Source organism: Leclercia sp. 119287, from assembly GCF_009734485.1.
GTDB lineage: Bacteria > Pseudomonadota > Gammaproteobacteria > Enterobacterales > Enterobacteriaceae > Enterobacter > Enterobacter adecarboxylatus_C.
Window position 1 is genome coordinate 3892157 of record NZ_CP046445.1, and the last position, 20054, is coordinate 3912210.

Consider the following 20054-nt stretch of genomic DNA (forward strand, 5'->3'; position numbering starts at 1 on the left):
ACTATAGGGGGCTGCTCATAGCGAATGAAATTACGAATTGGAATGAGTAGTTACTCAATGGAATAACGCTCTGGAAAAGCAAATATCAAAAAGTGCTTAACATGCGTAATTACGGGCATTTAAGAGCAATTCAAATTGTGTAAGCGCGGTCACAGTTTCATACTAAGCGCGGTAAAATTTTGCTCTATTTTTTAAGGACTCACTATGTTTTCCGCAATGCGCCACCGTATCGCTGCCCTGGCGATCGGCGTTTGCTTGATCGGAACGGTTCAGGCTAAAACCCCTCTTCCGGGTGAGATCGCCGCGACGCAGGCGCGTCATATAGCGACCTTTTTCCCGGGCCGTATGACCGGCACCCCCGCCGAGATGCTCTCCGCTGACTATGTGCGCCAGCAGTTCGCCGAAATGGGTTACCAGAGCGATATCCGCACCTTCCAGAGCCGCTATATCTACACTTCGCGTAACCAGAGCAAAAACTGGCACAACGTGACCGGCAGCACCGTGATTGCTGCCCATGAAGGTAAAGCCGCGCAGCAAATTATTATCCTGGCGCATCTGGATACCTACGCTCCGATGAGCGACAGCGATGCCGATAACAACCTCGGCGGCCTCACGTTACAGGGCATTGATGATAATGCCGCTGGCGTCGGGGTGATGCTGGAGCTGGCGGAGCAGCTGAAAAATATCCCAACGCAGTACAGCATCCGATTTATCGCCACCAGCGGTGAAGAAGAGGGACGCCTGGGCGCCGAGAACGTGCTTAACCGCATGAGCGCGGCCGAGAAGAAAAACACGCTGCTGGTGATCAACCTCGATAACCTTATCGTGGGCGATAAGCTCTATTTTAACAGCGGCAAAACCACCCCTGCCCCGGTGCGCAAATTAACCCGCGACCGCGCGCTGGCGATTGCCCGCACCCAGGGTATCTTCGCCGCCACCAATCCGGGCGGCAACGCCAACTACCCGAAAGGGACCGGCTGCTGCAATGACGGTGAGGTTTTCGACAAAGCCGGGATCCCGGTGCTGTATGTCGAGGCGACCAACTGGTCATTAGGTAAGAAAGACGGTTATCAGCAGCGGGCGAAATCGAAAGCCTTCCCGCAGGGAACCAGCTGGCATAACGTCAGGCTGGATAATCTGCAGTACATTGACGAGGCGCTGCCAAAACGGATCGAGCACCGCAGCCGGGACGTGGTGCGCGTAATGCTGCCGCTGGTGAAAGAGCTGGCGAAGGCAGGAAAGGCATAAGGTCATGCCCGGTGGCGGCTACGCCTTACCGGGCCTACAAAACGGCACGAACCGTAGGCCCGGTAAGCACAGCGCCCCCGGGCACAAAACTTACCCTTCGTGCAATCCGCACTCGCGCTTAAGGCCAAAGAAACGGGTCTCTTCTTCTGCCATACCCGGCTCCCATTTGCGGGTGGTGTGGGTATCCCCCACCGACAGATAGCCCTGATCCCACAGCGGGTGGTATTTCAGGCTATGCTGCTGCAGGTACTGGTAAACGGTCCGGTTATCCCAGTCGATGATCGGCAGCACCTTGAACACCCCGCGCTGGATCGCCAGCACCGGTAGTGATGCCCGGCTACCGGACTGATCCCGGCGCAGACCGGCAAACCAGGTTTTAGCGTTGAGATCGGACAGCGCCCGGTTCATCGGCTCGACTTTGTTGATGGCATTGTATTTCTCAATGCCCTCCACGCCCTGCTCCCACAGCTTGCCGTAACGCGCCTCCTGCCAGGCCGCGCTCTGCTCCGCGCGGTAGACCTTCAGATTCAGCTTGAGCTTGTCCGTCAGCTCATCAATAAACTGGTAGGTTTCCGGGAACAGGTATCCGGTATCGGTGAGGATCACCGGAATGTCCGGGCGGATCTTATTCACCAGATGCAGGCTGACCGCCGCCTGGATACCAAAGCTCGACGAGAGCACGTATTCACCCGGCAGATTTTCCAGCGCCCAGGCGATGCGGCCTTCGGCGTCCAGCTTTTCCAGCTGGGCGTTGGTTTCCGCCAGAGCCAGAATACGTTCGACTTTCGGCAGTTCGTTAAGGGCGTTTAGATCGAGTACGGACATAAGAACCTCGTTTGCCTGTTTTGCCGGGCGGCACTGCGTTTGCCCGGCCTACAACTGATAAACCCGTGGGATGTTACTCCCAGAAATCCCTTGCGGGATCGAGCACCGGGCGAATGATGCCCGCACGCACCGTAAAGTCGCCGAAGCCTTCACCCGCTTCGCGCTCTTTCGCCCAGCGCCCGACAAGCAGGTCTATGGAGTCTAGAATTTCTGGTTCCGTAATGTTCTCGCGATACATACGCGGAATGCGCGTCCCGCTGCGATTCCCGCCCAGGTGCAGGTTGTAACGCCCGGGCGCTTTGCCCACCAGACCCAGCTCTGCCAGCATCGCACGGCCACAGCCGTTCGGGCAGCCGGTTACGCGCATCACGATATGCTCATCAGGAATGCCGTGTTTTTCCAGCACCGCTTCCACTTTATCGGTGAACGACGGCAGGAAGCGCTCGGCTTCAGCCATCGCCAGCGGACAGGTCGGGAAGGAGACGCAGGCCATCGAGTTTTCACGCTGCGGTTTGACCGCGTCCATCAGAGCGTGATCCCGCGCCAGCTTCTCGATCTTCGCTTTCTCGCTTTCCGGCACGCCGGCAATGATCAGGTTCTGGTTGGCGGTGATACGGAACTCGCCCTTGTGGATCTTCGCGATCTCCAGCAGGCCGGTTTTCAGCGGACGTCCCGGATAATCCAGGATTCGGCCGTTTTCAATAAACAGCGTCAGGTGCCATTTATTGTCGATACCTTTCACCCAGCCAATGCGATCGCCGCGACCGGTGAATTCATACGGACGGATCGGCTCGAACTTGATACCGGCGCGACGCTCCACTTCCTCTTTGAACGTCTCTACGCCCACGCGCTCCAGGGTGTATTTGGTTTTCGCGTTTTTACGATCGGTACGGTTGCCCCAGTCGCGCTGCGTAGTCACTACCGCTTCGGCCACCGCCAGGGTGTGCTCCAGCGGCAGATAGCCGAACTCGCTCGCGGTGCGGGCGTAGGTTTTCTTGTTACCATGCTCAATCGACAGACCACCGCCCACCAGCAGGTTAAAGCCCACCAGCTTGCCGTTCTCGGCAATCGCCACGAAGTTCATGTCGTTGGCGTGCAGATCGATATCGTTCTGCGGTGGGATCACCACCGTAGTTTTAAACTTACGCGGCAGATAGGTCTGGCCCAGGATCGGCTCTTCGTCGGTGGTCGCGACTTTTTCCTGATCCAGCCAGATCTCGGCATAGGCGCGGGTGCGCGGCAGCAGATGTTCGGAGATCTTCTTCGCCCACTCGTAGGCTTCGGCATGCAGCTCGGACTCGTACGGGTTGGAGGTACACAACACGTTACGGTTCATGTCGTTGGCGGTCGCCAGCGCGTCCAGCCCGACGGAGTGCAGCATCTGGTGTACCGGCTTCACGTTCTTCTTCAGAATACCGTGGAACTGGAAGGTCTGACGGTTGGTCAGACGGATGCTGCCGTAAATGGTGTTGTCATGGGCGAACTTGTCGATCGCCTGCCACTGTTTGGTGGTGATGATGCCGCCCGGCAGACGGCAGCGCAGCAGCATCGCGTGACGCGGCTCCAGCTTCTGCTCAGCACGCTCGGCACGGATATCGCGATCGTCCTGCTGGTACATGCCGTGGAAACGGATCAGCAGGAAGTTGTCGCCTTTGAAACCGCCGGTCAGACCGTCGTTTAAATCTTCAGCAATGGTGCCGCGCAGGTAGTTGCTCTCAACTTTCATGCGCTCGGCATCAGACAGTTTGCCTTCGACCACCAGAGGGCCAGGATGTTTTTCGCTCATTAGTAGACATCTCGCTGATAACGGCGCTCGACGCGCAGCTCACTTAAAAATTCATCCGCCGATTCAGTATCCATGCCACCGAATTCAGCAATCACTTCCAGCAACGCCTGCTCAACGTCTTTCGCCATGCGATTGGCGTCGCCGCAGACATAAATGTGGGCACCGTCATTGATCCAGCGCCACAGCTCTGCGCCCTGTTCGCGCAGTTTGTCTTGTACGTATATTTTTTGTTTTTGATCCCGGGACCAGGCCAGATCGATGCGGCTCAGAACCCCTTCTTTCACGTAGCGCTGCCACTCCACCTGGTAGAGGAAATCCTCGGTGAAGTGTGGGTTGCCGAAGAACAGCCAGTTTTTGCCCGGCGCTTCGTCGGCGGCACGCTGCTGCATAAAGGCGCGGAACGGCGCAATGCCGGTGCCCGGGCCAATCATAATTACCGGCGTTTCCGGGTTGGCTGGCAGACGGAAGTTGTCGTTGTGCTCGATAAAGACCCGCACCTCGCCCTCTTCTTCCACGCGATCCGCCAGGAAACTGGAGGCACCACCGGCACGGGCACGGCCTTCGATGTCATAACGCACCACGCCCACGGTGACGTGGACTTCGCTCTCCACCTCGGCTTGCGCAGAGGCGATAGAGTACAGACGCGGCGTCAGCGGGCGCAGCAGGCCAATCAGCGCGTCGGCGTCCAGCTGTGCCGGGGCAAAACGCACCATATCGACGATTGGGGTGGTAGCGGCATACTGTTGCAGTTTGGCTTTGTCACCCACCAGCGGCAGCAGGGATTCACTGCGGGTCAGGGTGGCGTAGTTTTCCACAATGTTGGCGGTGTTGACGGTCAACTCGACATGCCACTGCAGCGCTTCAGAGAGCGGTAGGGTTTTGCCGTCTACGCTGACCAGCTCATCGCCCTTCAGCCACAGCAGCTCAACCAGCTCTTTGACCAGCGCCGGATCGTTCTGATACCAGACGCCAAGGGCATCGCCCGGCTGGTAGCGCAGGCCGGAGTCGCCCAAATCGATTTCGATATGGCGCACGTCTTTTTCAGAGTCGCGACCGGTGATTTTCTGGTTAACCGAGAGGCTCGCCGTCAGCGGGGCTTCTTTGGTGTACGGGCTGGTGTGAATATCGTTGACCACGCCCGTCGCGGTGAGGGTTGCCTGCGCAGGCGTCTCTTTCGGCACGCGGGCTTTCAGCACATCGACAATGCGCGCGCGCCATTCGGCAGCCGCGGCCTGGTATTCGACATCAGTATCTACGCGGTCCAGCAGGCGCTCACCGCCCAGCTCGGCCAGCTTGCTGTCAAAATCTTTACCCGACTGGCAGAAGAATTCGTAGGAGGAGTCGCCAAGGCCGAAGACCGCAAAGGCGGTGCCCGCCAGTTTTGGCGCTTTTTTGGAGAACAGGAACTTATGCAGCGCAACCGCTTCTTCAGGCGGCTCACCTTCACCCTGGGTAGAGGTCACGACAACGACCAGCTTCTCTGACGCGATTTGCTTAAATTTATAATCCCCGGCGTTCACCAGGTTCACGTTCAGTTTGGCCGCGAGCAGATCGTCCCGCAGGGCTTCCGCCACGCGACGGGCATTGCCGGTTTGCGAAGCGGAGATAAGCGTGATTGCCGGGATCTCAACGGCCGCAGCCGGTGCACTCACCACAGCACCCGGCTGTTGATTGAGCATTCCCCAGAAATAACCGGAGACCCAGGCAAGCTGGGTAGGCGAAAAATCAGTGGTGGCCGCCTGCAAGCGTGCCAGTTGCTCCGGGTTCAGGGGAAGCAAATTTGAAGGTGGGGCCTGTGTTGTCATGCGTCGTTATGTTCCAGTAGCAAAGCTGAATTTTTATCTGAAAGACAGAACAGAGTGTAAGGTTAACGGCGCGGATCATAACAATTAAAGACGGGATGGAAATAATAAATAACCAAATGGACTAACCTGTTTTTGCTATCGTTCTTAACGATAAAAACGATTAATTAACGTATTGAAATTTATATGAAAAAAGCGGGTCAATGGTCTCGAAAAACCAGCCGGGCATGAATGGCCGTTTTAGGTAATGATAAAAAATGTCCTTTCCGGTATTATGCGGCGGTTTTTTCCGCATTTTTGAGAGTTCATGATGTCCACCACACTGTTTAAAGATTTCATCTTCGAAGCCGCCCACCATCTCCCTCACGTCCCGGAAGGGCATAAATGTGGTCGCCTCCACGGACACTCCTTTATGGTGCGCCTGGAGATCACGGGTGAAGTCGATCCGCATACCGGTTGGATCATGGATTTTGCCGAGCTAAAGGCCGCGTTTAAGCCAACCTATAACCGTCTCGATCACTACTATCTGAATGATATTCCAGGACTGGAGAATCCGACCAGCGAAGTGCTGGCGAAGTGGATCTGGGATGAGATTAAGCCGCTGGTGCCCCTGCTGAGCGCAGTGATGATCAAAGAGACCTGCACGGCAGGCTGTGTGTATCGCGGAGAGTAATCTCCCCTTTCCCGCATCAGATCCGCCGTCTGGCGGGTCTTTACCGTTTTCAACGCGCTAACGCACCAGATAGCCGCCATCTACGGCCAGGATATGGCCATTGACATAATCTGAGGCCCGGCTGGCAAGAAATACTACCGCCCCCATTAAATCCTGCGGCTCCCCCCATCGGTTGGCAGGAATATGCTCAAGTACCCGCTTATATTCCTTTGGGGTGCTGTGCGTTATTGCCGTGATATCGGTGTGATAGTAGCCAGGGGCAATACCATTCACCTGAATATTATATTCGCCTAACTCATCGCAATAGGATTTGGTTAATCCAGCCAGCGCATGCTTGGTTGCTGAATAGGCCGGAGACCACCTTCCGCCTAAATATGAAAAGACCGAACAGATATTAATAATCTTACCGCTACGGCGCGGGATCATTATTTTTGCCGCTTTATGGCTGAGCTCAAATGCTGCCGTGAGATTAACCTCAATCATCGGATCCCAGTCATCTCGCCCAAAACGCAGCACCTTGTTTAGCTTACAGATGCCCGCATTGTTGACCAGAATATCCAGGGTACCAAAACGCTGACAGCAAGCATTGATTATCCGTTCGGGCATACCCTCACCGGCAATATCCACCGACATGAATTCAACCTCAACGCCTTGCAATTCGATGAGCTCGCGGGTGCTGGCATTCTCATCGCTAATCCCCGCGATAAAAATATTGGCTCCCGCTTTCGCCAGTGCCACAGCAAAAGCTTGCCCCAGGCCTCGGTTGCCGCCGGTCACCAGGGCGGTCTTTCCCTTCAGCGAGAAAAAATCCATGGAAAATGCGTTGAGTGGCTCAGTTGACATCATGTCAATTACTCTCCCTGAAGCGTAATGATTGCCGGACAATATGCCCCCGTCCGACAATATCTACGTCATTGCTAAGCGATATTGAGGTATTTGTGAGTCTGCATCGACAGTCGCCAGTTACGCGCAATACAGGTCTCAATGCACAGACGCGTGGCGTCCTCTTTCTGACTGATCGGCTGTAAAGCAATCACTCGCTGTTTGTCATCGGTCAGCGTCGCCAGCAGTTCATCCAGCGCTTCAATATCACGAACGCGCCCTACCGGGTGCTTAATCTCGTCGGCACGCTCCAGCGCCTGGGACAACACTTCGTAACCGCCACGCATATTCACTTTTGGCGATACCGTCACCCAGGTGGTGTGGGAGCAGCGCACTTCGTGCGTTCCGCTGGTCTCAATCTGGCAGCTAAAGCCATTTTTTTCGAGCAGTGTGGTCAGCGGCAAGAGATCGTGAATGCAGGGTTCCCCGCCGGTGATCACCACATGGCGCGCCGTCCAGCCCTGACGACCAATAATCGCCAGCAGATCTTCCGGGTTCGCCGCCCCCCATTTATCACTCTCTTTGGTTTTGGCCAGGATGCTGAACAGTGACACTTCCCGATCGCTAAGCGTTTCCCAGGTATGTTTGGTATCACACCAGGCACAGCCAACCGGGCATCCCTGCAAACGAATGAAGATAGCGGGAACGCCGGTGAAGTAACCCTCGCCTTGCAGGGTCTGGAACATCTCATTAATCGGGTACTGCATAGTTATCTCTGGTCAGATTTACAGGTGGGCATTATTGCAGATCGCACATAATCAGGCAAAACAACCCTGGCCACGATTTTATTCCTGTCAGTTTAAGGATAGCCAGGTTAACAGCCTTAAGGTGGAAAGCCGTCGTCAGAAGGCAATGTTAAAAACATGAAAACTTACGCTACGCTTTTAAGATATCGCCCACCCGGCTCGCGTCGATGTTAACCCCCTTGACTGAGTAGCCATCAGAATACTGGACAAGCAGAATGAGCCATTTTGCGGTAATAACGCTACCGTTATACAGCCATATGCACGCTATGGAAGCACTGGCAAAACACCTTATCGTGCGCGGCCATCGGGTTACTTTTTTTCAGCAGGAAGAGGCTCGCACCTTGCTTAGGGAACCGCAGGCGCACTTCATCGCAGTGGGTCACCCAACGCCGTCAGCGATGAACGAGCCGGGGTTTTTTCGCCTGATATCAGGTATGGCAAGCGTTACCGATATGCTGTGCCGTGAACTGCCCCTCGCCTTCCAACAGCACAATATTGACGCCGTGATTGTCGATCAGATGGAGCCGGCAGGAGGGCTGGTTGCTCAAGCGCTCAACCTGCCCTTTATCTCCATCTGCTGCGCCCTGCCGGTAAACCGGGATAACACCATCCCCTTGCCGGTGATGCCTTTTCGCTATGGCACCAGCGATCGCAGCCGGAAATTATACGCCTCCAGCGCGGATGTTTATGACTGGCGGATGTCGAGACAGGGGCGGGTCATTGCCCGTCATGCCCGGGCATTTGGTCTGGCCTCGCGCACCAGGCTGGATCAATGCCTGTCTCCGTTGGCGCAAATCAGCCAGACCATCCCAGGCTTTGATTTTCCACGCACCTTGCCCGCCTGCTTCCATGCGGTAGGCCCGCTACGCTACGATCCGCCAAGGGTTTCTTCCGGCAATAAAAAGCCGTTTGTTTTTGCGTCATTAGGCACGCTCCAGGGCTACCGCTATGGGCTGTTCCGCAAGATTGCCCGCGCCTGCCGACAGGCTGGAGTGCCCTTGCTTATTGCCCACTGTGACGGACTAAATGCCAGTCAAACCGCCCGGCTGGCACATGCGGGGGCGCATACCATAGGATTTACCGATCAGCTGGCGGTATTGCGCGATGCCAGCGCCGTCATCACCCACGCAGGGCTGAATACGGTTATGGATGCCATCGCCACCGCCACGCCGATCCTCGCCGTGCCTCTGGCGTTTGATCAGCCAGGCGTCGCCGCCCGAGTAGTCTTCAGCGGCATTGGCCTTAAGGCTTGCCGTTTTTCGCCGAGCCGCACGCTCAGCCAGCATCTTCTCGACCTGCTGGAAAATAAGCAGTACACGCAGCGCATCACCGCCCTCCAGACTCAACTGATAAACGCCGGAGGGGCAGCACGGGCTGCCGATATTATTGAACAGGCGGTATGTACACGTCATAGCGTACCGACGGTGTAATGATAAAAAAAAACCCGCCGAAGCGGGTTTTTTCTAAAGATGAAGGTTCAGAATGAATTACTGACCTTTGATCTCTTTACGACCGTTGTATGGTGCTTTTTCGCCCAGCGCTTCTTCGATACGAATCAGCTGGTTGTATTTAGCAACACGGTCAGAACGGCTCATAGAACCCGTTTTGATCTGGCCAGCAGCGGTACCAACAGCCAGGTCAGCGATGGTCGCGTCTTCAGTTTCGCCTGAACGGTGAGAGATAACGGCAGTGTAGCCAGCGTCTTTCGCCATTTTGATCGCAGCCAGAGTTTCGGTCAGAGAACCGATCTGGTTGAATTTGATCAGGATGGAGTTAACGATGCCTTTCTCGATACCTTCTTTCAGGATCTTGGTGTTGGTTACGAACAGATCGTCACCAACCAGCTGGATTTTGTCGCCCAGTACTTTAGTCTGGTATGCGAAGCCATCCCAGTCAGATTCGTCCAGACCGTCTTCGATAGAGACGATTGGGTACTGTTTGGTCAGGTCTTCCAGGAAGTGAGTGAACTCTTCAGAGGTGAAGGCTTTGTTGCCTTCGCCAGCCAGAACGTATTTACCGTCTTTGTAGAATTCAGATGCTGCACAGTCCATCGCCAGGGTGATGTCGGTGCCCAGCTCGTAGCCTGCTGCTTTAACCGCTTCAGCGATTACAGCCAGGGCTTCGGCGTTGGAACCCAGGTTAGGTGCATAACCACCTTCGTCACCTACAGCAGTGTTCATACCTTTAGCTTTCAGAACTTTAGCCAGGTTGTGGAACACTTCAGAACCCATACGTACTGCTTCTTTCAGGGTTTTCGCGCCAACTGGCTGAATCATGAATTCCTGAATATCAACGTTGTTGTCTGCGTGCTCGCCGCCGTTGATGATGTTCATCATCGGAACTGGCATAGAGTATTTGCCTGGAGTGCCGTTCAGTTCAGCGATGTGTTCGAACAGTGGCTGACCTTTAGAAGCAGCAGCTGCTTTGGCGTTCGCCAGGGAAACAGCCAGGATTGCGTTCGCACCGAAGTTAGATTTGTTTTCAGTACCGTCCAGATCGATCATGATTTTATCGATGCCAGCCTGGTCTTTGGCGTCTTTGCCAAGGATTGCCTGTGCGATTGGGCCATTAACCGCGCCAACAGCTTTGGTTACGCCTTTGCCCAGGAAACGGGATTTGTCGCCATCGCGCAGTTCCAGCGCTTCGCGGGAACCAGTAGATGCACCTGACGGCGCAGCTGCCATACCGACGAAACCACCTTCCAGGTGTACTTCGGCTTCAACAGTCGGGTTACCACGGGAGTCGATGATTTCACGACCGATGACTTTAACGATTTTGGACATTAGATTTTCCTCAGTACAAGTTAAACTAAAACTCCAGACAAACAACGCGTACCCTTGGTACGCGCTGCCGTTCTAACTTTTCTTACTTCGCCTGACGCTTCTGGAACTCATTGGCGGCTTTCACAAAGCCAGCAAACAGCGGATGTCCATCACGCGGCGTAGAAGTAAATTCCGGGTGGAACTGACAGGCGACGAACCATGGGTGGTTCGGCACTTCGATGATCTCGACCAACTGATCATCCCCGGAGCGGCCCGCAATACGCAGGCCCGCAGCTTCAATTTGTTTCAACAGCAGGTTGTTGACTTCATAACGGTGACGATGGCGTTCAGTGATTGTCGGCGCACCGTACATCTGGCGTACCAGGCTGTCGTCGGAAAGCTGACAGGCCTGAGAGCCCAGACGCATTGTGCCACCCAGATCGCTCTTCTCGGTACGGACTTCGACGTTACCTTCTTCGTCGCGCCATTCGGTAATAAGCGCCACAACAGGGTACTTACAGTCTGGCACAAATTCCGTAGAGTTCGCGTTTTCCATCCCCACCACGTTGCGGGCAAATTCAATCAGCGCAACCTGCATACCCAGGCAAATGCCGAGGTAAGGAATATTGTTTTCACGCGCATAGCGTGCGGTAGCGATCTTGCCTTCAACGCCACGGTAGCCGAAGCCGCCAGGGATCAGAATAGCATCCAGATCTTTCAGAATTTCGACACCGCGGGTTTCAACATCCTGCGAATCAATCAGCTTGATGTTGACGGTTACGCGGTTCTTCAGGCCACCGTGTTTCAGCGCTTCGATAACGGACTTATAGGCGTCCGGCAGTTCAATGTACTTGCCGACCATACCGATAGTCACTTCGCCTGCCGGGTTCGCTTCTTCATAAATAACCTGTTCCCATTCAGACAGGTTAGCTTCCGGACAGTTCAAGCTGAATCGTTTACAAATATAATCGTCCAGACCCTGTGATTTCAACAGGCCCGGGATTTTATAAATGGAATCGACATCTTTCATTGAAATAACGGCTTTTTCTGGCACGTTACAGAACAATGCAATTTTCGCACGTTCGTTGGCCGGAACGGCACGATCGGAACGGCAAACCAGGATGTCAGGCTGAATACCGATGGAGAGCAGCTCTTTCACGGAGTGCTGGGTCGGTTTGGTTTTCACTTCACCTGCGGCAGCCATGTACGGCACCAGGGTCAGGTGCATGAACAGCGCGTGTTCACGACCAATATCTACCGCCAGCTGGCGAATCGCTTCAAGGAACGGCAGGGATTCGATATCACCTACAGTACCGCCGATTTCGACCAGCACCACGTCGTGGCCTTCGCCACCTGCCAGAACACGCTCTTTAATGGCGTTGGTGATGTGCGGGATAACCTGAACGGTAGCGCCAAGATAGTCGCCACGGCGCTCTTTGCGCAGAACGTCGGAGTAGATACGGCCAGTCGTGAAGTTGTTACGACGGGTCATTTTGGTGCGAATGAAACGCTCGTAGTGACCCAGGTCCAGGTCGGTTTCAGCGCCGTCTTCAGTAACGAACACTTCCCCGTGTTGGATCGGGCTCATGGTACCTGGATCGACGTTGATGTACGGATCCAGCTTCATCATGGTCACATTGAGGCCACGGGCTTCAAGAATGGCTGCGAGGGAGGCTGCGGCAATGCCTTTACCCAGAGAGGATACAACCCCGCCGGTCACAAAAATATAGTTCGTTGTCATGCTGAACCTGAGAAGTTAGGGTGAAACGATGGAATAACCAGGACGGGAAAGTAGTATACCCGAACACGGCGAGCGCCACAAACTTTCATTCTCCGTCTCCTGTCTCAGGCTTTGACTCATATTGGGAGTGAGAAAATAGCCCCTTTTGGGTAAATGTTTTTGACGCAAATCAAGCGCTTGTCATTTAAAAAATCACACAAATTGCGCTTGATCGCAAAAACTCGTTAGAGATCAGATTCCTGGCGTTTTACTTCCTGCCATACTTCTTCCATCGCCTCAAGGTCCACGCCGGTCATTTCCAGGCCGCGGGCAGCGATAATGCGCTCCACTTCCCGGAAACGGCGTTCGAATTTGAGGTTGGCTTTTTGCAGCGCCACTTCGGCTTTGACGCCCAAATGACGTGAAAGGTTGACGGTAGCAAACAGCAGATCGCCCATCTCCTCTTCGACCTTCTCCTGATCCACCACCGCCTGCTGCGCTTCGTGCATCACTTCGTCGATCTCTTCATGGACTTTATCGAGCACCGGGCCTAATGAGGTCCAGTCAAACCCGACCGTCGAGCAGCGTTTCTGGATCTTGTGCGCGCGCATTAGCGCCGGCAGGCTTAACGGGATATCGTCCAGCTCTGAATGCTGCGATTTTTCAGCGCGTTCTGCGCTTTTGATCTGCTCCCAGCGGGCCAGCACTTCAGTACTGTTTTCAGCGGTGGCATCGCCAAAAATGTGCGGGTGGCGGCGCTCCAGCTTATCGCTGATGGCGGCACAGATATCGTTGAAATCAAAGCGCCCCTCTTCCTGGGCCATCTGGGCGTAGAACACGACCTGGAACAGCAGGTCGCCCAGCTCGCCGCGCAGATCGTCAAAATCTTCCCGGGAGATGGCATCCAGCACCTCGTAGGTTTCTTCCAGAGTGTAGGGGGCGATGGTGGCGAAAGTCTGCTCTTTATCCCACGGACAGCCGGTTTCCGGGTCGCGCAGACGTTGCATAATGCCGAGCAGGCGGTCGATTTGGGTCATGTCTTATCCTGTTAAATCGGTAACGCCGGGTGGCGGCTGCGCCTTATCCGGCCTACGTGAAAGCGTAGCCCCGGCAAGCAACGCGCCGCCGGGGAGAAGAATGTGCGATGGATTACCCGCCGTGCAGACGACGAGCGTCGATCACATCTGGCACCTGGTTCAGCTTGCCGAGCACCCGGCCCAGCACCTGCAGGTTATAGATTTCGATGGTCATATCGATGGTGGCGAGCTGCTGACGGGTGTCGCTGCGGCTGGCGACGCCCAGCACGTTCACCTTTTCGTTCGCCAGAATGGTGGTAATGTCGCGCAGCAGGCCGCTGCGATCGTTGGCCGAGACCCGCACTACCAGCGAATAGCCCGCAGAGTAACTCTCGCCCCACACCGCATCAACGATACGTTCCGGCGCGTGAGACTGTAAATCCTCGAGCTGATCGCAGTCCGCACGGTGGATAGAGATCCCGCGCCCCTGGGTAATAAAGCCGACGATCTCGTCACCCGGGATCGGCTGGCAGCAGCGGGCAATGTGGTGCATCAGGTTACCGACGCCTTCCACCACGACCCTGCCGTTGTCTTTTTCTTTGCTGCGGTGCTGCGGAGTGTAGCTCTTCTGCTGCAGCTGCTTCAGCGCCGCCGCATCCTGCTCCGCCGCGCTCGGTTTATTGAACTGCGCCTGCAGGAAATTCACCATCTGGTTAAGACGAATATCCCCGCCGCCGATGGCGGCCAGCAGCTCATCCAGCTCGTTGAAGTTGTAGCGCGGCAGCAGCTGCTTTTCCGCCTCTTTCAGGTGGATGCCCAGATGCTCCAGCTCGTCGTCAAGGATTTGGCGACCGGCAAGGATGTTCTTGTCACGATCCTGCTTGCGGAACCAGGCGTGGATCTTGGAGCGTCCGCGGCTGGTGGTGATATAGCCCAGGTTCGGGTTCAGCCAGTCGCGGCTCGGATTCGGCTGTTTCTGGGTGATGATGTCCACCTGATCGCCCATCTGCAGCTGATAGGTGAACGGCACGATGCGCCCGCCAATTTTGGCGCCGATGCAGCGGTGCCCCACGTCGCTATGGATATGGTATGCGAAGTCGAGCGGCGTTGATCCTGCCGGCAGGTCAACCACGTCGCCTTTCGGCGTAAAGACGTAGACCCGGTCGTCAAAAACCTGGCTGCGCACTTCGTCGAGCATCTCGCCGGAGTCGGCCATCTCTTCCTGCCACGCAATCAGCTTACGCAGCCAGGCGATGCGATCCTCGTGGCCGGAGCGCGCACCGCCTGAGGTGCCCTCTTTGTACTTCCAGTGCGCGGCAACGCCCAGCTCGGACTCTTCGTGCATCTGTTTGGTGCGGATCTGGATTTCGACCGGTTTACCGCCCGGCCCCAGCACCACGGTATGGATCGACTGGTAGCCGTTCGGTTTCGGATTAGCGACGTAGTCGTCAAACTCATCTGGCATGTGGCGGAAGTGGGTATGAACAATCCCCAGCGCGGCGTAGCAGTCCTGCAAACGCTCGGCCACGATGCGCACGGCGCGCACATCAAACAGCTCATCAAAGGCGAGATGCTTTTTCTGCATTTTGCGCCAGATGCTGTAGATATGCTTCGGCCGGCCGTAGACTTCGGCCTTCACGCCCTCTTCTTTCATCGACTGACGTAAGCCGCCGACAAACTCCTCGATATAGTGTTCGCGATCGATACGGCGCTCGTGCAGCAGTTTAGCGATACGTTTGTATTCCGCCGGGTGCAGATAGCGGAAGCAGTAATCTTCCAGCTCCCATTTCAGCTGCCCGATCCCCAGCCGGTTCGCCAGCGGGGCATAGATATTGGTACACTCTTTCGCCGCCAGCACGCGTTCGTCTTCCGGCGCGTCCTTCACTTCCCGCAGATGGGCGACGCGTTCGGCAAGTTTAATGACCACGCAGCGGAAGTCATCCACCATCGCCAGCAGCATACGGCGAACGTTGTCGACCTGTTCGGAGGAGACGGAGTCGGTGTGGGTGGCCTTCAGCTGGCGGATCGCCGCCATGTCGCGCACGCCGTGGATCAGCGACACGATCGATTTACCGACGCTTTCGCGCAGCACCTCTTCGGAGACGACCTCGGCATCGGCCAGCGGGAACAGCATGGCGGCGAGCAGGGTGTCGATATCCATGCTCAGCATGGAGAGGATTTCCACCATCTCCACCCCGCGCCACAGCAGCAGCTCCGCATCGGGATGCCCCTTCGTGGTGCGCAGACAATAGGCCCAGGTTTCGGTTAAGCGTTCACACGACTGCTGGCTGGCAATCCCCAGACTTGCGATCCATTTTTGTGGGTCAAACTCACCAGCTTTATTGAGATGTGCACTTCTTACCGCAACCATTGTCCTCTCCTTTAGGGACCCTTGCCTGTCGAATTCGACAAGCCGAAATTCATCAGTTGTGTACAAACAACGCCATTGATTCCAGATGTCCAGTGTGCGGGAACATATCAAGCATAGCCAGACGCTGAATCTGGTAACCCGCCGCCAGTAATGCTTCGCTGTCCCGGGCAAGCGTCGCCGGGTTACAGGAAACATAGACCACACGTTCAGGGGCGAGTTTAATAATATGCTGCATCACGCCTGGCGCGCCTGCACGTGCCGGATCCAACAGAATCTTGTCGAAGCCGTGCGCCGCCCAGGGCTGCCGGGTGACATCCTCTTCCAGATTCTCGTGAAAAAATGTCACGTTTTGCAGCGCATTGTGAATCGCGTTGTCGCGTCCTTTCTCTACAAGCGCCGCTACACCTTCCACGCCGACCACGCTATGCGCCCGTTTTGCCAGCGGCAAAGTAAAATTGCCCATCCCGCAAAACAGATCGAGCACCCGATCTTCCGGCTGAATATCCAGCCAGGCCAGCGCGGTCGCCACCATCTGCTGGTTAACGCCGTCATTGACCTGAATGAAATCGCGCGGGCTGAACGTTAAGCGTAGCCCGTCTGAATCATACCAGGGCGTTTCACCGCTCAGTTGCTCAAGTATCTCGCTTTGTGGGGCGAGATAAAGGTCAAGCTCATGGGAATGCGAAAAGCGTTCCAGTTTTTCGCGATCTTTGGCCGAAAGCGGTGCAGTATGACGTAGTACCATCAGCGGGCCGCTGTTTGCCAGCACCAGTTCGACGTGGCCCAGGTGGCGAATACCCTGCAGGCCAGAGAGGCATTTGCGCACTTCTGGCAGCAATGCCTCAAGACGGGGCACCAGAATGGGGCACTGTTTCACATCGACGATATCGCTGGAGTTGGCTTTGCGAAAGCCCATCTCCAGACGCGCGGTTTTCGGCTGATAGTTCAGGCTCAGGCGCGCCCGGCGGCGGTAGCCCCACGGCTTATCGGCAATCACCTCGTTGACGTCGTGCTTCAGCAAGCGCGCCAGGGCGTTGCTTTTGCTGCGCTCCTGCAACGCGATGCTGGCATGCTGCTGCTGGCAGCCGCCGCAGACCCCAAAATGCGGACAACGCGGCGTCTCGCGTTGCGGGCTGTCGTTGAGGCGGCGTTTTACCTGCCCGCGCGCGTACTGACGTTTCTCTTCCGTCAGGGCGATCTCCGCACGTTCGTCGGGCAGCAGGCCGGGAATAAACAAGGCCTTACCATCATGGCGCGCCACCCCCTGACCGAAGGGGTCGAGGTCTGTCACATCAACAGTTATGATCTGACGCGTCGTCACGCGCCGCTTTGCAGAGTAGAATTGCGCCATTGCCGGGTATTTTCTCAAATGAACATATTGACTCTAATTGTCCCATAACGGAACTCCATGACCAACTACAGCCTGCGTGCGCGCATGATGATTTTGATCCTCGCCCCTACCGTACTCATTGGTTTACTGCTGAGTACCTTCTTTGTGGTGCACCGTTATAACGACCTGCAGCGCCAGCTTGAGGATGCCGGAGCCAGTATTATTGAACCGCTGGCGGTGTCCAGCGAGTACGGTATGACCCTGCAAAATCGCGAGTCTATTGGCCAGCTCATTAGCATCCTGCACCGCCGTCATTCGGATATTGTGCGGGCGATCTCGGTCTATGACCAACATAATCGTCTGTTTGTGACCTCCAATATCCAGCAGGACCCCGGTACGCTGAAGCTCCCGGCCGGTATGCCCTTCCCGGCGCGGCTGAGCGTGATCCGCCAGGACGAGAAGATGATCCTGCGCACGCCGATCATCTCGGAAAGCTATTCACCGGATGAATCTGCCGGGTCGGATGCCAAGCCCAATAACAACATGCTGGGATATGTGGCGCTGGAGCTGGATCTCAAGTCCGTGCGGCTGCAGCAGTACAGGGAAATTTTTATCTCCACGGTGATGATGCTGTTTTGTATCGGCATTGCGCTTATCTTCGGCTGGCGTCTGATGCGCGACGTGACCAGTCCGATCCGCAACATGGTAAATACTGTTGACCGTATCCGTCGGGGCCAGCTCGACAGCCGCGTCGAAGGCTTTATGCTGGGCGAGCTGGATATGCTGAAAAATGGCATCAACTCGATGGCCATGTCGCTGGCGGCCTACCATGAGGAGATGCAGCATAACGTCGATCAGGCCACCTCCGACCTGCGTGAAACCCTTGAGCAGATGGAGATCCAGAACGTCGAGCTGGATCTGGCCAAAAAGCGCGCCCAGGAAGCGGCCCGCATTAAATCGGAGTTTCTGGCCAACATGTCCCATGAGCTGCGCACCCCGCTCAACGGCGTGATTGGCTTTACCCGCCTGACCCTGAAGACCGAACTCAACCCGACCCAGCGCGACCACCTGCATACCATTGAACGTTCGGCCAACAACCTGCTGGCGATCATCAATGACGTGTTGGACTTCTCCAAGCTCGAGGCGGGTAAACTGATTCTGGAGAGCATCCCGTTCCCGCTGCGTAACACGCTGGATGAGGTAGTCACCCTGCTGGCACACTCCTCCCACGACAAGGGGCTGGAACTGACGCTGAACATTAAGAATGATGTGCCGGATAACGTGATTGGCGACCCGCTGCGCCTGCAGCAGGTGATCACCAACCTGGTGGGCAACGCCATCAAGTTCACCGAGAGCGGCAACATTGACGTGCTGGTCGAAAAACGCGCCATCAGCAATACCAAGGTACAGCTTGAAGTGCAGATCCGTGATACCGGTATTGGGATCCCGGAACGCGATCAGTCCCGGCTGTTCCAGGCCTTCCGTCAGGCCGACGCCAGCATTTCCCGACGCCATGGCGGCACCGGTCTGGGGCTGGTGATCACCCAGAAACTGGTTAACGAGATGGGGGGCGATATCTCCTTCCATAGCCAGCCTAACCGGGGATCGACCTTCTGGTTCCATATCAACCTCGACCTGAATCCGAATGTCCTGACCGATCGATCGGCGATGGATTGTCTACAGGGTAAACGGCTGGCGTACGTGGAGGCCAATACTGCCGCCGCGCAAAGTACGCTGGACGTGTTAAGCACCACCCCGCTGGAAGTGATCTACAGTCCGGCGTTCTCCGCGCTGCCGTTTGACCATTACGACATTCTGCTGATGGGCATCCCGGTGACCTTTACCGGCGAGCTGACCATGCAGCAGGAGCGGCTGGCAAAAGCGGCCTCGATGACCGATTACCTGCTGCTGGCCCTGCCGTGCCATGCGCAGATCAACGCCGAAGAGCTTAAACATGACGGGGCGGCCGCCTGTCTGCTGAAACCGCTCACCGCCACGCGCCTGCTGCCAACCCTGACCGAATACTGCCGTCTGAACCATTACGCCGCACCTATCGTTAGCGATGAGAGCAAGCTGCCGATGACCGTGATGGCGGTGGATGACAACCCAGCCAACCTGAAGCTGATTGGCGCCCTGCTGGAGGATCAGGTCCAGCATGTCGAACTTTGCGAGAGTGGCCTACAGGCCGTTGAGCGGGCGAGGCAGATGCAGTTTGATCTGATCATGATGGATATTCAGATGCCTGGCATGGACGGGATCCGCGCCTGCGAGCTGATTCGCCAACTGCCCCATCAGCAGCTAACCCCGGTGATCGCCGTGACTGCGCATGCGATGGCGGGCCAGAAAGAGAAGTTATTAAGCGCCGGGATGAACGACTATCTGGCAAAACCGATAGAAGAAGAGAAGCTGCACAGCCTGCTGCTGCGTTACAAGCCCGGTCCGGCGACAGGCAACTGGATCGCCCCTCCGGAAGCCGCCGGGAGCCAGGTTAACGTCAGTGCCACCCTCGACTGGCAGCTGGCGCTGCGTCAGGCGGCGGGCAAAAATGACCTCGCGCGGGAGATGCTGCAGATGCTGGTGGCCTTCCTGCCGGAGATCCGCAATAAGGTGGAAGAGCAGCTGGTGGGTGAAAACCCGGAAGATCTTGTCGAGGCGATCCATAAGCTGCACGGCAGCTGCGGATACAGTGGCGTGCCGCGCCTGAAAAATCTGTGTCATTTACTGGAGCAGCAGCTGCGTTCCGGGACGCCGAAAAGCGAGCTTGAGCCGGAGTTTCTGGAGCTGCTGGATGAGATGGATAACGTCACACGGGAAGCGATGAAGGTGCTGGGGTCGTAAGTCCCCCTCATTCGAACCCTCTCCCTAAAGGGGGAGAGGGAATAAACATCAGAGG

The 20054-nt window shown here is 56.1% G+C and carries 14 protein-coding genes; 4 read left to right on the top strand and 10 right to left on the bottom strand.

Going from position 1 to position 20054, the window contains the following annotated elements:
* The first annotated feature begins 204 nt into the window (after positions 1-204).
* On the top strand, positions 205-1248 hold the full coding sequence (locus tag GNG27_RS18680; RefSeq protein WP_156264536.1) for an aminopeptidase: 1044 nt from the start codon (positions 205-207) through the stop codon (positions 1246-1248).
* 90 nt (positions 1249-1338) lie between these two features.
* Here GNG27_RS18680 and cysH read toward each other — a convergent pair whose 3' ends face one another.
* The 3 genes from cysH to cysJ form a co-directional block, all read right to left on the bottom strand.
* Entirely contained in the window at positions 1339-2073 is a 735-nt protein-coding gene (gene cysH / locus GNG27_RS18685; RefSeq protein ID WP_156264537.1) for a phosphoadenosine phosphosulfate reductase, read from the bottom strand.
* Positions 2074-2146: 73 nt separating this feature from the next.
* Complete coding sequence (gene cysI / locus GNG27_RS18690) at positions 2147-3859, bottom strand: assimilatory sulfite reductase (NADPH) hemoprotein subunit (protein ID WP_156264538.1); 1713 nt, start codon at positions 3857-3859, stop codon at positions 2147-2149.
* Positions 3859-5664, bottom strand: a complete 1806-nt coding sequence (cysJ, locus tag GNG27_RS18695; RefSeq protein WP_156264539.1) for an NADPH-dependent assimilatory sulfite reductase flavoprotein subunit — start codon at positions 5662-5664, stop codon at positions 3859-3861. Before cysJ ends, cysI begins: the two co-directional genes overlap by 1 nt.
* A gap of 304 nt (positions 5665-5968) precedes the next feature.
* Between cysJ and queD the strand changes: the two genes are divergently transcribed.
* Positions 5969-6334: a 6-carboxytetrahydropterin synthase QueD gene (gene queD / locus GNG27_RS18700; RefSeq protein WP_185902389.1), complete on the top strand. Its 366-nt coding sequence runs from the start codon at positions 5969-5971 to the stop codon at positions 6332-6334.
* A gap of 57 nt (positions 6335-6391) precedes the next feature.
* Here queD and GNG27_RS18705 read toward each other — a convergent pair whose 3' ends face one another.
* Entirely contained in the window at positions 6392-7177 is a 786-nt protein-coding gene (locus GNG27_RS18705; protein WP_142490018.1) for an SDR family oxidoreductase, read from the bottom strand.
* A 74-nt stretch (positions 7178-7251) separates the two neighbouring features.
* On the bottom strand, positions 7252-7923 hold the full coding sequence (queE, locus tag GNG27_RS18710; RefSeq protein ID WP_142486931.1) for a 7-carboxy-7-deazaguanine synthase QueE: 672 nt from the start codon (positions 7921-7923) through the stop codon (positions 7252-7254).
* 254 nt (positions 7924-8177) lie between these two features.
* Here queE and GNG27_RS18715 point away from each other — a divergent pair, with 254 nt between their 5' ends.
* Positions 8178-9392, top strand: coding sequence for a glycosyltransferase (locus tag GNG27_RS18715; protein WP_156264540.1), 1215 nt, complete (start codon positions 8178-8180; stop codon positions 9390-9392).
* Between the two features lie 57 nt (positions 9393-9449).
* Here the strand turns inward: GNG27_RS18715 and eno are convergent, their stop codons facing one another.
* From eno to rlmD, 5 genes are all read right to left on the bottom strand, one after another.
* Positions 9450-10745 carry a phosphopyruvate hydratase gene (gene eno, locus GNG27_RS18720; RefSeq protein WP_032613680.1) on the bottom strand — a complete coding sequence of 432 codons (1296 nt, stop codon included), beginning with the start codon at positions 10743-10745 and terminating at the stop codon, positions 9450-9452.
* Positions 10746-10827: 82 nt separating this feature from the next.
* Entirely contained in the window at positions 10828-12465 is a 1638-nt protein-coding gene (gene pyrG, locus GNG27_RS18725) for a glutamine hydrolyzing CTP synthase (protein ID WP_142486933.1), read from the bottom strand.
* A 224-nt stretch (positions 12466-12689) separates the two neighbouring features.
* On the bottom strand, positions 12690-13481 hold the full coding sequence (mazG, locus tag GNG27_RS18730; RefSeq protein WP_156264541.1) for a nucleoside triphosphate pyrophosphohydrolase: 792 nt from the start codon (positions 13479-13481) through the stop codon (positions 12690-12692).
* Between the two features lie 112 nt (positions 13482-13593).
* Positions 13594-15831: a GTP diphosphokinase gene (relA, locus tag GNG27_RS18735; RefSeq protein ID WP_142486935.1), complete on the bottom strand. Its 2238-nt coding sequence runs from the start codon at positions 15829-15831 to the stop codon at positions 13594-13596.
* Between the two features lie 52 nt (positions 15832-15883).
* A complete protein-coding gene (rlmD, locus tag GNG27_RS18740) occupies positions 15884-17182 on the bottom strand; it encodes a 23S rRNA (uracil(1939)-C(5))-methyltransferase RlmD (protein WP_156264542.1) in 1299 nt (432 codons plus the stop codon).
* Positions 17183-17239: 57 nt separating this feature from the next.
* On the opposite strand from rlmD, the gene barA reads away from it, so the two are divergent.
* The gene (barA, locus tag GNG27_RS18745; protein WP_156264543.1) at positions 17240-19999 is read left to right on the top strand and encodes a two-component sensor histidine kinase BarA; all 2760 of its coding nucleotides are present in this window, start codon (positions 17240-17242) and stop codon (positions 19997-19999) included.
* Positions 20000-20054: the final 55 nt, after the last annotated feature.

Coding starts and splice junctions, on each gene's coding strand:
- rlmD (WP_156264542.1), bottom strand. CDS start 17,182: ATGGCGCAATTCTACTCTGCAAAGCGGCGCGTGACGACGCGTCAGATC.
- GNG27_RS18705 (WP_142490018.1), bottom strand. CDS start 7,177: ATGTCAACTGAGCCACTCAACGCATTTTCCATGGATTTTTTCTCGCTG.
- cysI (WP_156264538.1), bottom strand. CDS start 3,859: ATGAGCGAAAAACATCCTGGCCCTCTGGTGGTCGAAGGCAAACTGTCT.
- GNG27_RS18680 (WP_156264536.1), top strand. CDS start 205: ATGTTTTCCGCAATGCGCCACCGTATCGCTGCCCTGGCGATCGGCGTT.
- GNG27_RS18715 (WP_156264540.1), top strand. CDS start 8,178: ATGAGCCATTTTGCGGTAATAACGCTACCGTTATACAGCCATATGCAC.
- queD (WP_185902389.1), top strand. CDS start 5,969: ATGATGTCCACCACACTGTTTAAAGATTTCATCTTCGAAGCCGCCCAC.
- mazG (WP_156264541.1), bottom strand. CDS start 13,481: ATGACCCAAATCGACCGCCTGCTCGGCATTATGCAACGTCTGCGCGAC.
- relA (WP_142486935.1), bottom strand. CDS start 15,831: ATGGTTGCGGTAAGAAGTGCACATCTCAATAAAGCTGGTGAGTTTGAC.
- barA (WP_156264543.1), top strand. CDS start 17,240: ATGACCAACTACAGCCTGCGTGCGCGCATGATGATTTTGATCCTCGCC.
- cysH (WP_156264537.1), bottom strand. CDS start 2,073: ATGTCCGTACTCGATCTAAACGCCCTTAACGAACTGCCGAAAGTCGAA.
- queE (WP_142486931.1), bottom strand. CDS start 7,923: ATGCAGTACCCGATTAATGAGATGTTCCAGACCCTGCAAGGCGAGGGT.
- pyrG (WP_142486933.1), bottom strand. CDS start 12,465: ATGACAACGAACTATATTTTTGTGACCGGCGGGGTTGTATCCTCTCTG.
- cysJ (WP_156264539.1), bottom strand. CDS start 5,664: ATGACAACACAGGCCCCACCTTCAAATTTGCTTCCCCTGAACCCGGAG.
- eno (WP_032613680.1), bottom strand. CDS start 10,745: ATGTCCAAAATCGTTAAAGTCATCGGTCGTGAAATCATCGACTCCCGT.